The following is a 13,596-nucleotide window of genomic DNA, read 5'->3' as shown; positions in this document are numbered from 1 at the left end:
GGTGACTGGTCGGGTTATGTGTTCCCGACGCTGAGTGCCTGAATTCAGGTCCGTTCCCTCAGCCAGTTTTTGATAATCTCGCGGTGGCGTTCGCCGCTGTAACTGGCAAAATGTCCGCCATGGACGATCCGGACCGGCAAATCATAAAGCCGCTCCATTGATCGCACGTAATCCTTTGCATTTGCATGATAAGTGTCTTCGATCAAAGGTCCATCATAAACAATATCGCCAGAAAACAGAATGCCGGTGGCCGCTTCCCAAAGGGCGATGCCACCCGGCGAGTGACCTGGTGTGTGGATCACCTCGAAATGCCGGTCGCCAAGATCAATCACATCGCCATCCTCGACAATCCGGGTTGCTGGGGCCGCCTTGACCGCATAGGTGGTTGACGAATATGGCAGCGGCGGGAGTTTGGTGAAAATCTCGTCAGTGACGTAGGGATCGGCCAGCGTGTTTTTGCGGGTTGGTGCAGCCAAAAGGTCGGCCTCACAGCGGTGGCAAATCCGGTGATCAAATTCGTGGTGGCAACCGATATGGTCAAAATGGGTGTGACTGGCAACCGCCTGAACCGGGCGTTCGGTTACCAGCGGGACCCACTCGGTCAGCGACACCACGCCCATACCGCTATCGACAAGCATGTCGCCGTCGCGTCCGCGCACATGCCAGATATTGCAGCGATAAAACTCCTCGATAAACGGCTCGCTGATATAGGTGACATCATCGCCGACGGTTTTTGTGCTGTACCAGTCTTCGGGTTTTGCATGATCAAGGGGCATTATGCGGCGTCCTCTTGCGCTGTGGCGGCGGGATGACCGGGCAGGATTACCACCGATGCGGGATCAATGGTCAGATCAACCCATGCGCCCGGTTCGATGATGGCCGATTGCGGCATATGGGCGGTGATCACCATATCCGGATAATCCAGCGGACTCAGATGGGCACGATGATGGGTGCCGAAAAACGATCCGTCTTCAACCTTGGCCTTGCCCAGCGTGATGCGCGGGCCGGTCCCCGTGCTGGCACGAAAATGTTCCGGGCGAATGGCAAGGGTGATCTTTTGCCCGGGCTTAAGGGCCTGATCACCAAGCGCCGCGTTCGGCAAGGTGACCGCACCAAGCACCGTCTTGACCGAAATGCTTTCATTGCTAAGGGCCTCAAGTGTGCCGGGGATAAAGTTGACTTCACCCATGAACCTTGCCGAAAACAGGGTTCTGGGCCGCATATAGATATCTTCCGGGCGACCGACATCTTCGATCTTGCCAGCATTCATCACCACAATCCGGTCGGCAATCGCCATGGCTTCTTCCTGATCGTGGGTGACATGAACGAATGTGGTGCCAACACGTTTCTGGATCGCCTTGAGTTCATCCTGCATCTGACGGCGCAGTTTCAGATCAAGCGCACCAAGCGGTTCATCAAGCAACAAGACATCAGGTTCGACCGCAAGCGCGCGGGCAAGGGCAACACGCTGTCGCTGACCGCCGGAAAGTTCATGGGGTTTCTTGCCTGCTGATGCCTTAAGCCCGACCATATCAAGAAGTTCTTCGGCTTTTGTCTGGCGTTCGCGCTTTGCGACATTGCGCATCTTAAGGCCGAACGCGACATTGTCGCGCAGGGTCATGTGCGGAAACAGGGCATAATCCTGAAACATCGTGGTGGTCGGGCGTCTGGCGGGCGGAACGTCGCCCATATCGCGCCCGGCGATTTCTATCACCCCCTTGGTTGGTGACAGGAACCCGCCCAGAAGGGACAGCAAAGTGGTCTTGCCACAGCCCGATGGGCCAAGCAGGACAATGAATTCACCAGCGGCGATGTCAAGGCTGACATCATCAAGGGCGGTAAAATCGCCAAAGGTTTTCGTTGCATTGCGAATGGATACAGGGGCGGTCATTTCTTTGCCGTCCTTCTAAAGACAATCAGTTCAAGAATAAGCAGCAGCGCAACCGAGACCAGAAAGACAACGCTTCCGACCGCGTTGGTTTTCGGGTTCAGACCCGAACGCAGCATGCTCCAGATTTCGACAGGCAGGGTGACGTCAAAGCGCGACAGCAAAAATGCGATGATGAATTCATCCCAACTGAACGTGACCGACAGGAAGAATGCGGCAAGGATCGATGGCATCAGCATCGGGGCGGACACCTGTGTCATGACCTGCCATTCGGCGGCACCAAGATCGCGCGCGGCGCGTTCGATGTTCTTTTGATGGTCGCCCATGGATGCATAAATGATCGCAAAGCATAGCGGCAAGTTGATCATCACATGCCCGATCCCCACCGTCCAGAGTGACAGGGAAATCCCCACCCAGTTAAAGGTCGAAAGCAGGCCAAGGGCAATGATCAGATAACTTACCGTCATGGGCGCAACCAGAAGCCCGCGCTGCAAGCGCGATGCCGGAAGGACATAACGTGCAAGACCATAAGCCGCACAGAAACCAAGCACACAGGCAACCAGCGACGATCCGATGGCAACCATCAATGAATTGCCAAGGGCAGACATCAGGCGACTATCGGCAAAGACCTCGCCATACCATTTAAGGGTCGCACCGTTAAAGGGCGGGACGGGCAGGCGGCCATCCTGAAAGGAAAACAGGACAAGCACGGCGACGGGTAAAAAGATAAAGCCGTAAAGTGTTGCCAGATAAACCCAGGAGGCGATTTTGGAAAAGCGTGAAGAGATCATTTTATGTTCTCTCCATCTTGAGCCAGCGCGCGCAGGCAATATAGGCCAGTGTCACAACCGCCATCAGAATGATCGAAAGCGTTGCTGCCATCGGGAAGTCGGCCCGGCGACCAAGTTGCAGCATGATGACCTGTGGCAGTGCCAGTTCGTTATTGCCGCCCAGAATTTGGGGCGTGATATAATCCCCGATGCACAGAACAAATGTCAGAAACGCCCCGACCATGATACCGGGCAGGGTCAGCGGCAAGACCACATGCCAGAACACCTGAAACCCGTTGGCACCAAGATCGGCTGCGGCACGGCGATAGTTTGGCGGCATCTGCACAAGATTGGCATAGATCGTCAGGGTCAAAAGCATGACAAAGAAATGCACAAATCCAATCACGGTGGCGGTGCGTGTACTTGCCAGTTCAAGCGGCTCGGCAATCAGGCCGATATGAAGAAGCGTGTTATTGATCACGCCGTTCTTGGCCAGAACCAGAAGCCATGAATAGGACCGCACGACATAGCTGGTCCAGAATGGCAGGATCGCCATGATCAGTGCCATGCGCTGCCATTTTTGCGGGACACGCTCGGCAATGATCCATGCCAGCGGATAGGCCAGAACGACCGAGATGATGGTGACGGTGAATGTGATCTCAAGCGAGACGAAAAGCCCCTTAAGCAGATGGGCTTTTTCAAAAAACGTAATGTAATTGTCCAGATTGAACGCCATGACGATTTCGCGGCCCTTGCGGGTGGCAAGGCTGATCGCGGCCATGACGATGAACGGAATCACGAAAAACGCGATGGTCCACAGCAAGGCAGGGGTCACAAATCCCCATGCGCGGCGGTTTTCGCGTGTTTCAAGGGTGGCTTGGGCCATCACGGTGTCCTTTGCTAGCAACGTATCGGACAATGGATCCGGTTGCTATTTTGGGTGTCGTGGAGGGTTTGGTCGCCGTTGTGGCAAGCTTAGCGCAAGTCGGAACCATTGCCCCGCAAAAAGCGGGGCAATGGCAGGTGGCAATAAGCAAGGGAAGCTTACTGCTGGAGCATCTCGACCCAGGCATCCTGCATCTGGGCATCCAGATCGGCATCCGGGATCGGATAAAGCTGCGAGTTTTGAAGATAGCCCGCCTGATCATCCCATCGCAGGGCAGCTTTTTGCGCATCGGTCAAATTTACCCCGGCCTTGGCATTGGCGGGCATTCCCCAGTAACAGGACGAGGTCGCAAGACGTGCCTGTCCTTCGGGGCTCAGGATGTATTGAACGAATTTAAGCGCAAGGTCGGGCTTGGCGGACTCTTTCATCACGCCAATCGACTGGGCCCAGCGCAGACCGCCCTGTTTGGGGATGACCCAATCAAGGTTCGGTTTGTCCTCGGACAGAACCGCCGTGATCCATTCACCACCACCAACAAGAATATCGACCTCACCCGTGGCCAGAGCCGTTTGCGAGGAGACAACTTCACCAACCTGCTTGGAAACCTTCTTCATCGCAAACAGCTTGTCCTTGATCGCGTCCATATCGTCCGCACCAAGATCAGCCGTATCGATACCAAGTCCCAGTCCGACAAGACCGATCACCGGCAGGTAATAATCATAAATGGCAATGCGTCCGGCATATTTGTCTGACCAGATCACCGACATGTCTTCCATGTCCTTGGGATCAACCTTGGTCTTGTCGAACGAAATGGTGTTGTAGCCGAACTTTTCAGTGACGGCATAGATCTTGCCATCCACCACATTGTTTTCCGCCATCACGACTTCGGGGAAGATATCAGACGTCGGCAGGGCATCCGCCGGAATTTCCGCCAGAAGATCCATTTCAACAGCGCGATGAACATCAACGCCGTCAATCACAAACACGTCCCAGTCCCCCGGACGCGATTGTTCGATGATCGAAAGGCCCGCACCGGTCCCTTCATATTCCTTGAGATTGACTTTGACGTCGTATTTCTTTTCGAACGGCTCGATCAATGCCGGGTCGGTGTGATCACACCAGACAAGCGCGTTCAATTCTTCGGTCGCCTGTGCGCCCTGGCCAAATGCAACAGCAGTCAGCAAGAAGGTCGCAGCACCACCCAAAAGCTTATTGCGGGTCTTCCCCGTGGAAACGTGACGAAACATAGGCTCTCCCTGATTTCATATTGAGGCCTCCCTTTTCTTGGGTAAATCGGCACTCATTGCGGTGCCGTTGAAAAAATATTGAACGCGTTCATTTTTTGAGTCAATGTAATTTTTGAACCCGTTCAGTTTTATCGGAGTAACGATGCCAAGTCTGCGCGCCCAGAAAAAAGCCGATAAAAACCGCCGAATTCTTGAGGCGGCGACAACCCTGTTTCGCAAGGTCGGTTATGACAGCGCACGCATAGAGGACATTGCCGAAATGGCCGGTGTGTCGGTCGGAACGTTCTATAATTACTATAAAAACAAGGGCGACATGCTGATGGCAACCGTCTCGATGGAGGTCGAGGAAGTGCTGGCAGCAGGTGACGTAATCATCGCCAAAAAGCATGATCAGGTTGCCAATGCCCTGTTTGAACTGATCGGAAAATATTACGACCATTCGCTGACATATCTGTCCAAGGAAATGTGGCGCACGGCGATGTCCCTGTCGATCGCGCAGCCCGAAACACCGTTTTCCAAACGCTATACGGCCCTTGATCACCGGCTTTCAAAACAGGTCTGCGATCTTTTCCGTGCGTTGCAGGATCGCGGGATTGTGCGCAAGGATGTCGATTGCAGCGCGATTGGCGAATTGGTCTTTAACAATGTGAACATGATGTTCATCGAGTTCGTCAAGGACGAGGACATGGATATTGACGGCCTCAAGGATCAGGTCGCACGCCAGAATATCCCACTTGCCCATCTGGTGTCACAAACCGGCTAGGACCGGGGGCTTCCGCATCACAGACATAAGTCTGAATATGCCGATATTCTAAAGTCGTCAGCAGATTGGCAGGAGCCGTTTATGGCCTGCTATTATTTATGGTTGTGTTCGCATCGTGATGTTATGACTTTTAATCCTTAGGGTTGAAACATGTGAACGGAGCCGAAAATAATGAGCTCACCGGCAGATGGTTATTTCAAGAAGGACGAAAACTGGCCGCTTGAGTCCGCCCGCCTTCGCGAAATCCTTTTGGGATGTGACCTTGAAGAAGACCTGAAATGGGCCAAGCCTTGCTATACCCATGATGGCAAGAACATCGCGATCATTCAGGGGATGAAGGATTTTCTGGCCCTGATGTTCTTCAAGGGGGCGATGATGGATGATCCGGCAAATATTCTGGTTCCGCCCGGTCCCAATTCAAATTCCGGTCGTCAGATCCGCTTTACCAGTGTTGATGAAGTTTCCGGATGCGAGAACAGCATCAAATCTTATATCGCAGCGGCCATCAAAATCGAGCAAGCAGGCCTGAAGGTCGAAAAAAGCAGCGAGATCGATTTGCCTGCTGAATTGCTTTCCCGGCTTGAGCAGGATAGCGCGTTAAAAGCAGCGTTCGAAGCTCTGACGCCGGGACGTCAACGCGGTTACGGTCTTTACATCGGTGGGGCCAAACAATCTGCGACACGTATGGCCCGGATCGACAAATACCGTCCCAAAATCCTTGAAGGCAAGGGCATTCACGACCGCTAGGGCGAGGCCGTTGTCACCGGACAGCTTGGAAACGTCGTTCCAATGGCTTGCCCATTTACGGCCAAAGTCCTAGGCTGTCATGATTATAAGCCATTGTTACAAGGAACAAATAAGGGTTCAGGGTGTTGGGGCACCGATGAAGCCAAGGACACCTTACCGGCCATCAGTCAAAAAAATCGACGGTGGATAGTATGAGCAAACTGTCAGGAACAAGCAGCTATGAGCGACCTTCGGAAAGGCGCGGGAGATGCGTTTGATATTCTTTCAAACGATGACCGCGTAGAAGGCATTGGTGAGCTCAGGCTTGCCGACGGGGATTTGTTTGAATTGCCCGGTGTCAGCGGACGTCTTGAACGGATCGATTTTGGCAATGGCATCTGTTTGCACCGCGCAGAACTGAATGTCCGTGAAGATTCCATATTTGATGTGCAAAATGCCCTGACGCCGGGTTGGGTGGCAGGGTCGGTGAATATTCTTGGCAATCTTGATTTCAATAGTCCGGATGGTCGTCAACACATGATGTCACCCGAGATCGGTTTGATGATGCGGGTTGATGTGGCTGGGACGCGCTATTTTCTTCCGGCCGGGCAGTTGATCCGTCACGCTGGTGTAACCATCAAGCTCGATGCGCTTCGGCAACGGTTTGGTCATGAGTTACCGGATGCACTTGATCCGTTTCTGTCTGACGAACAGAGCGTGATCGAAATCCGGCCACTTGTCCTTAACAGCAAGATCAGAAGCATCGTAAGCGCCATGTTCTCGGCACAAATGACGGGGATCGGGCACAAGTTCAAACTGGAAGGGTTGTCGACCCTGTTTCTGGCCGAGATGATAGATGCCTATTGTCTTGTTTGTGAAGATGCCGAAAGGGCACCCGAACCAAGTGTTCTTGAGAAGACGGTGATTGAGGACGCAATCGCCAAAATCACCGACGATCTGGCTTCACCGCTGGCAGTAGCGCAGTTGGCAGATGTGGCTGGTATGGCCGAAAGTCGCCTGAACACCCTGTTCAAGCGTGAGACGGGCAAAAGCTGTGCCGACTTTATTCGATCCCAAAGGATGGAGCGCGCACAGGAACTGCTCGCATCTGGTGAATTCACCGTCAAGCAGGTTGCCGCAGCGGTTGGTTTTGGCCATGTCAGCAACTTTTCAAGATCATACCGGGACTGGTATGGGGAAAGCCCTGCACAGGCGCTTAGTCGCAATAGCGCGTGATCGCGACGGGCAAACAGTTGATGCGATTGCATTCTTGGATGGTTGTTGCCTGTTGGTGCAAGGGAAGGTCGGTTTGGCCTCTTGCCCAAATTTCTTCAACGCCCTAGGTTAACGCAAACGTCAACTTATGTTGCAGGGCAAAAATGAAGTTTCAGGGTACGGAGAATTACGTCGCAACCGAAGATCTGATGGTGGCCGTTAATGCCGCGATCACGTTGCAGCGTCCGCTTTTGGTCAAGGGGGAACCGGGAACCGGCAAAACCGTTCTGGCCGAAGAAATCGCCAAATCCCTTGGCAAAAAACTGATCACATGGTCGATCAAATCGACCACCCGCGCCCAGCAGGGGCTGTATGAATATGATGCGGTGTCGCGTCTGCGCGATAGTCAGCTGGGTGACGAGCGCGTCCATGACATTGGCAATTACATCGTCAAGGGCAAGCTGTGGGAAGCATTCGAGGCCGAAGAAGATGCGCCGGTTCTTCTGATTGACGAGATCGACAAGGCAGATATCGAATTCCCCAACGATCTGTTGCAGGAACTCGATCGCATGGAATTCTTTGTCTATGAGACGCAGGAAACCATCAAGGCAACCAACCGGCCGATCGTCATCATCACATCAAATAATGAAAAGGAATTGCCCGACGCGTTTTTGCGCCGCTGTTTCTTCCATTACATCCGTTTCCCCGATGCCGATACCATGGCCGAAATCATCGAGGTCCATTATCCCGGTATCCAGAAACGTCTGGTCGCCGAGGCATTGAACCTTTTCTATGACATTCGCGATGTATCCGGGCTCAAGAAGAAGCCGTCAACGTCCGAGCTTCTCGATTGGTTGAAGCTTCTGATGGCCGAGGATCTTTCACCAGAGGCCCTTCGCGCCAAGGATGCCAAAACCGCCGTGCCGCCATTGCATGGTGCGTTGCTCAAGAACGAGCAGGATGTGCACCTGTTTGAACGGCTTGCATTCATGGCGCGCCGCGAAGGGCGTTAAGCATTATGTTCACCGGCTTTTTCTATAAGCTAAAGGATATGCGCATTCCCGTTTCATTACGGGAATACCTGACGCTGCTTGAGGCGGTGGAAAAGGGGCTGGCGGGGTATTCGGTCGAGGATTTTTATTATCTGGCGCGATCCGCACTGGTGAAGGACGAACGCCACCTTGATAAGTTCGACCGGGTGTTTTCCGAACATTTCAAGGGTGTGGTCAATCTGGCCGATGGCATGGACGAGGTTGCCGAAACCGAAATCCCCGAAGAATGGTTGCGCAAGCTTGCCGAGAAATTCCTGACGGACGAGGAAAAAGCCGAAATCGAAGCGCTTGGCGGCTGGGAAAAGCTGATGGAGACGCTCAAACAGCGTCTGGAAGAACAAAAGGGCCGTCATCAGGGCGGCAATAAATGGATCGGAACGGCGGGGACATCACCGTTCGGCGCCTATGGCTATAACCCGGAAGGCGTACGCATCGGGCAACATGAATCGCGTCATCGGCGCGCGGTCAAGGTCTGGGACAAACGCGAATTCAAGAATCTTGATGACAATGTCGAGATCGGAACGCGCAACATCAAGGTCGCACTGCGTCGTTTGCGCAAATGGGCGCGCACCGGGGCCGCCGATGAGCTTGATCTACCCGGCACCATTACATCAACCGCGCGGCAAGGCTGGCTTGATGTGCAAATGCGCCCGGAACGCCATAACGCGGTCAAGGTCTTGATGCTGTTTGATGTTGGCGGATCAATGGATGATCACATCAAGGTCTGCGAAGAACTGTTTTCGGCGGTCAAAACCGAGTTCAAGCATCTTGAATATTATTACTTCCACAATTGCCCGTACGAGGGATTGTGGAAGGACAATGCGCGGCGCTGGAACGAACAGGTTTCCACTTGGGATGTGATCAATACCTATGGGGCGGATTACAAGCTGGTGATTGTGGGCGATGCCACCATGAGCCCCTATGAAATCACCTATCCCGGTGGTGCGGTGGAGCACTGGAACCAGGAGGCCGGGGCTGTGTGGATGCAGCGCCTTGTCGATCATTTCCATCATGCCGCCTGGATAAACCCGCAGCCGGAAAACTGGTGGCGGCATCACCAGTCAATCCAGATCATGCATAAACTGATGGAAGGCCGGATGTTTCCTTTGACGCTGGATGGTCTTGATCGCATGACCGGGGAACTTAACCGCTAGGTCCGCGTTACCCAGACAGGGTAACAGTTTCATGAAGATTGTTGTCAGGTGCCCTGCGGGCATTCCTGAACCATGAAACCGCGCCTATAGTCCTGAACCCCTGCCAAAGGGGCAGCGATAAAAAAAGGAATTCTGGGATGCCGGTGAAAAAACTGATCAAGTCGGGCTTGCTTGTTGTCGGGTTGCTCGTCACAAGTGCCATAAACCCTGTCCAGGCACAGGATATTCAGGCCGAAATGGTTGTGATTGCCCATCGCGGGGCATCGGGATATCTGCCTGAACATACATTGCCGGCCAAGGCGCTGGCCTATGGCATGGGCGCGGATTACATCGAACAGGATGTCGTGTTGTCCAAGGACGGGGTTCCGGTCATCCTGCATGACATTCATCTTGATACGACAACCGATGTCAGCACCAAATTTCCGGATCGCAAGCGCGAGGACGGGCGCTATTACGCAATTGATTTTACGCTTGATGAACTCAAAACCCTGACTGTTACCGAACGGTTCAAGGCCGATACAGGCAAACAGGTTTATGAAAACCGGTTTCCCGGTGATTTCGGAATATTCAAAATCCCGACCCTTGAAGAAGAAATCAAGCTTGTCCGCGGTCTGAACCATTCAACCGGGCGCGATGTCGGGATTTATCCGGAAATCAAGGACCCCGCATTCCATCATGCCGAAGGTCAGGACATCTCCAAAACCGTGATCTCGGTTCTGGAAAAGTGGGGCTATAACAACCCGGATTCCAATTCCTTTGTCCAATGTTTTGACTGGGCAGAAACCAAACGTATCCGCAATGATCTCCGTTATCAGGGCAAACTGGTTCAGCTTCTGGGGGAAAACCGCTGGGGTCCGCCAGAAGGCACGGATTACGATTATCTGAAATCCGGTGATGGCATCCTTGAAATGGCCAAGATCGTTGATGGTATCGGTCCATGGTTGCCTCAGGTGATTTCAGGACTGGGTGAAAATGGCAAGGCGGTGATGACCCCGACACTGATTGCTGCCCAGCGCGCCCAGTTGCTGGTGCATCCATACACGCTGCGTGCCGATCAGTTGCCGAAATGGGCAGGGGACATGAATATTGCCCTCAAGGCGATTTTCGATGACGCGGGCATTGACGGCATCTTTACCGATTTCCCCGATCAGGTTGTTCAGTTTCTGGCGCAAAACCCGGCGTCATAAGGGCGATCTTTTCGATTTTCGAAGCAGTCTGTTTCCAATCTGGTCATTATCAGGGGAACAGCAGCAAGTCATTATTGTGCTTCGTCAAATTCAACCAAGGAGGTAGAAATGGCCAAGGTACTGGTTCTTTACTATTCGATGTATGGTCACATCGAAACCATGGCAAATGCGGTCGCCGAAGGCGCGCGCGGCGTTGCGGGAACGCAGGTCGATATCAAACGCGTACCTGAAATCATGCCCGAAGATGTGGCAAAGGCAGCCGGTGCCAAACTTGATCAGGCTGCCCCGATTGCAGATGTCTCGGATCTTCCGGAATATGATGCGATCATCTTTGGTGTTCCGACCCGCTTTGGCAATATGTCCGCACAGATGCGCAACTTCTTTGATCAGACCGGTGGTCTGTGGGCCAAGGGTGCGCTGATTGGCAAGATCGGTTCGGTCTTTGCATCAACCGGCACCCAGCATGGTGGTCAGGAAACGACGATCACCTCAACCCACACCACGCTTTTGCATCATGGCATGGTAATTGTTGGTGTGCCTTATAGCTGCGCAGGCCTGACCAATATGGACGAAATCACCGGTGGATCGCCTTATGGTGCTTCGACCCTTGCTGGTGCAGACGGTTCGCGTCAGCCATCCGAGAACGAGCTTGAGATTGCCCGTTTCCAGGGCAAGCATGTTGCCGAACTGGCTGCCAAGCTTGCCGGTTGATCCGCAAGACATGTATCTGAATGAAGTGGCAGTATCGGGTCAAACCGGTACTGCCCTTTTTGTTGCATCTGGGTAAACAATCAGGTGCCTGATTGTGCCTTGTTTGGCGACAGTTTTATGCGAAAGTGTCAGTCATGAAATTGTATCCGGTGTAACACACCGGCAGGAAGAGGAGTTTTGAAATGACTGATGCCATCAGTAATGCACGTTCCGTTGATCGCGTTTTACGCGCCATGGATACATCGGATGGTGCGGGTGTGTCGCTTAAGCGTTCAATTGGAACGCCACAGCTTGATATGCTTGATCCCTTCCTGATGCTTGACTCCATTTCGACCGATAATGCTGACGATTACATTGCCGGTTTCCCCGAACATCCCCATCGTGGCTTTGAAACCGTGACCTATATGGTCGAGGGGGCGATGGGCCATGAAGACAGCATTGGCTCCAAGGGCGTTCTGCGATCTGGTGGCGTGCAGTGGATGACCGCAGGGTCGGGGATCATTCATTCCGAAACGCCGATGCAGGAAGACGGTCTTTTGCAGGGCTTTCAGCTCTGGATCAATTTGCCGGCCAAGGACAAGATGATTGATCCGCGCTATCAGAATATCGAAGCGCCTGATGTTCCCGAGATTGCAGTTTCCAAGGGGGCAGACCTTCGCCTTGTCGCAGGCGATATGTTTGGCAAGACCGGTCCGATCAACGGTATTTCAACCGATCCGGTCTTTGTTGATGCCAAACTTGATGCCGGTGCCGAAGTCAGCATTCCGGTTCCGCAGGGGCATGCCGCAGTGGTTTATGTTTTTATCGGCGATGCCGTGGTGAGCGGCAAAGATGTTCCGACCCATCATCTGGCCATTTTGAAAGATGGCGATGGTGTCACGCTTAAGGGTGGCAAGAATGGTGGCCGGATGCTGGTGATTGCCGCACGTCCGATTAACGAGCAGGTGGTTCGCTATGGTCCGTTTGTTATGAGCAGCAAACAGGAACTCATGCAGGCCTTTGACGACTATCAGCGCGGAAATTTCGTGCGCAAGGCGGCGTCCTGACCAAATCGTATCAGCTATGCTTCTGGAGCATTTAAGAAGAAACACCCTGGTTCATGCGGATCAGGGTGTTTTTGTAATGCTTCCAATAAGCAGTCAACCAAGAGGCTTGTCGCCTCGGGATGGCGGCCCTATTGTCCGGGCTTTTGAGGCAAGGCAATAGAAAGGTAGCCGTCAGAATGATGAAGTCGCGGCAATGCGCGGTTATGTGGTTTTTGGTGCTGGTGGCAGGTGTTTTTGCATCCCCGGCCCATGCCGGAAACCTGCGATTTGTAACGGGTGATGCGTTTCCGCCCTTTGCTGATCGTGAAATGGATCATGGCGGCGTTGTGACCGATATTGTTCGCAAGGTGTTTGAGCGTGATGGTCATGACAGTGTCGAGATCATCTGGCGATCCTGGCTTAAGGGTTTTGAAATGACCATCGACGGGGAAGTCGATGGAACATTTCCCTATGCCTATACACGGGCTCGAAGCAAAAGCGTTCTGTTCTCAGATCCGATTACCAACCTGACGGCCTATGGGTGGTATGCGGTAAAGCGCGGATCTTTTGATGCCAATAGCGATCTGATTGGTAAAAACCTGTGTCTGCCGCTGGGGCATGCCGAACTTGGATTTACCGGCAAATTGTTTGCCAATGGCCGGGCCAAGCGCGTTTCCCCACCGGACATGAAAACATGTTTCAAACTTCTGGCAGCAGGCCGGGTTGATTGTGTCATCAGTCCGCGTCCCGAAGCTTTAAGCTCCATTCAGGCTGCCGAACTTTCCACAGATGATTTTGCCCATATCGAAGAAGGGCTTTCAAACGTGCCGCTGCATTTCATTGTCGGCAAAACCCATCCGGATGCCGAAACCATTATCAGCCTGTTCAATGCCGGTCTGAAGCAACTGCGGCAAAACGGGGAGCTCGACGCCATTCTTGATGCCGTCGAGTACTGATCCTCGGTCGGAAATG

14 protein-coding genes are annotated in these 13,596 nt (G+C 53.3%); 9 read left to right on the top strand and 5 right to left on the bottom strand.

Translation table 11 applies throughout. From position 1 onward, the window contains the following. Positions 1-44: 44 nt before the first annotated feature. The 5 genes from ACTU44_RS18000 to ACTU44_RS17980 form a co-directional block, all read right to left on the bottom strand. The gene (locus tag ACTU44_RS18000) at positions 45-776 is read right to left on the bottom strand and encodes an MBL fold metallo-hydrolase (protein ID WP_114098535.1); all 732 of its coding nucleotides are present in this window, start codon (positions 774-776) and stop codon (positions 45-47) included. Continuing rightward, entirely contained in the window at positions 776-1,891 is a 1,116-nt protein-coding gene (locus ACTU44_RS17995) for an ABC transporter ATP-binding protein (RefSeq protein WP_114098536.1), read from the bottom strand. The genes ACTU44_RS18000 and ACTU44_RS17995 overlap by 1 nt, the downstream gene beginning before the upstream one ends. Next, complete coding sequence (locus ACTU44_RS17990) at positions 1,888-2,679, bottom strand: ABC transporter permease (protein WP_114098537.1); 792 nt, start codon at positions 2,677-2,679, stop codon at positions 1,888-1,890. The genes ACTU44_RS17995 and ACTU44_RS17990 overlap by 4 nt, the downstream gene beginning before the upstream one ends. Position 2,680: 1 nt before the next feature. Further along, entirely contained in the window at positions 2,681-3,544 is an 864-nt protein-coding gene (locus tag ACTU44_RS17985; RefSeq protein WP_114098538.1) for an ABC transporter permease, read from the bottom strand. A 158-nt stretch (positions 3,545-3,702) separates the two neighbouring features. Continuing rightward, positions 3,703-4,791: an ABC transporter substrate-binding protein gene (locus tag ACTU44_RS17980; RefSeq protein ID WP_114098539.1), complete on the bottom strand. Its 1,089-nt coding sequence runs from the start codon at positions 4,789-4,791 to the stop codon at positions 3,703-3,705. A gap of 142 nt (positions 4,792-4,933) precedes the next feature. On the opposite strand from ACTU44_RS17980, the gene ACTU44_RS17975 reads away from it, so the two are divergent. The 9 genes from ACTU44_RS17975 to ACTU44_RS17935 all read left to right on the top strand — a co-directional run bounded on the left by ACTU44_RS17975 (position 4,934) and on the right by ACTU44_RS17935 (position 13,580). Then, complete coding sequence (locus ACTU44_RS17975) at positions 4,934-5,554, top strand: TetR/AcrR family transcriptional regulator (protein ID WP_114098540.1); 621 nt, start codon at positions 4,934-4,936, stop codon at positions 5,552-5,554. 171 nt (positions 5,555-5,725) lie between these two features. After that, positions 5,726-6,301: a YdeI/OmpD-associated family protein gene (locus tag ACTU44_RS17970; protein WP_114098541.1), complete on the top strand. Its 576-nt coding sequence runs from the start codon at positions 5,726-5,728 to the stop codon at positions 6,299-6,301. 219 nt (positions 6,302-6,520) lie between these two features. Further along, the gene (locus ACTU44_RS17965) at positions 6,521-7,516 is read left to right on the top strand and encodes a helix-turn-helix transcriptional regulator (RefSeq protein WP_114098542.1); all 996 of its coding nucleotides are present in this window, start codon (positions 6,521-6,523) and stop codon (positions 7,514-7,516) included. A gap of 143 nt (positions 7,517-7,659) precedes the next feature. After that, positions 7,660-8,508: an AAA family ATPase gene (locus ACTU44_RS17960; protein ID WP_114098543.1), complete on the top strand. Its 849-nt coding sequence runs from the start codon at positions 7,660-7,662 to the stop codon at positions 8,506-8,508. 5 nt (positions 8,509-8,513) lie between these two features. Further along, positions 8,514-9,701, top strand: coding sequence for a vWA domain-containing protein (locus tag ACTU44_RS17955; RefSeq protein ID WP_114098544.1), 1,188 nt, complete (start codon positions 8,514-8,516; stop codon positions 9,699-9,701). A 137-nt stretch (positions 9,702-9,838) separates the two neighbouring features. Beyond that, positions 9,839-10,888, top strand: a complete 1,050-nt coding sequence (glpQ, locus tag ACTU44_RS17950; protein WP_114098545.1) for a glycerophosphodiester phosphodiesterase — start codon at positions 9,839-9,841, stop codon at positions 10,886-10,888. 108 nt (positions 10,889-10,996) lie between these two features. Then, complete coding sequence (gene wrbA / locus ACTU44_RS17945; RefSeq protein ID WP_114098546.1) at positions 10,997-11,599, top strand: NAD(P)H:quinone oxidoreductase; 603 nt, start codon at positions 10,997-10,999, stop codon at positions 11,597-11,599. A gap of 182 nt (positions 11,600-11,781) precedes the next feature. Then, the gene (locus tag ACTU44_RS17940) at positions 11,782-12,645 is read left to right on the top strand and encodes a pirin family protein (RefSeq protein WP_114098547.1); all 864 of its coding nucleotides are present in this window, start codon (positions 11,782-11,784) and stop codon (positions 12,643-12,645) included. Between the two features lie 176 nt (positions 12,646-12,821). Then, positions 12,822-13,580 (top strand): substrate-binding periplasmic protein, encoded by a 759-nt coding sequence (locus ACTU44_RS17935; protein WP_181850276.1) that lies wholly within the window; start codon positions 12,822-12,824, stop codon positions 13,578-13,580. Positions 13,581-13,596 lie beyond the last annotated feature (16 nt).

Source organism: Thalassospira sp. SM2505, from assembly GCF_054901115.1.
The sequence above is the reverse complement of the archived record's forward strand: the minus strand, read 5'-3'. Positions and strand labels throughout refer to the sequence as shown.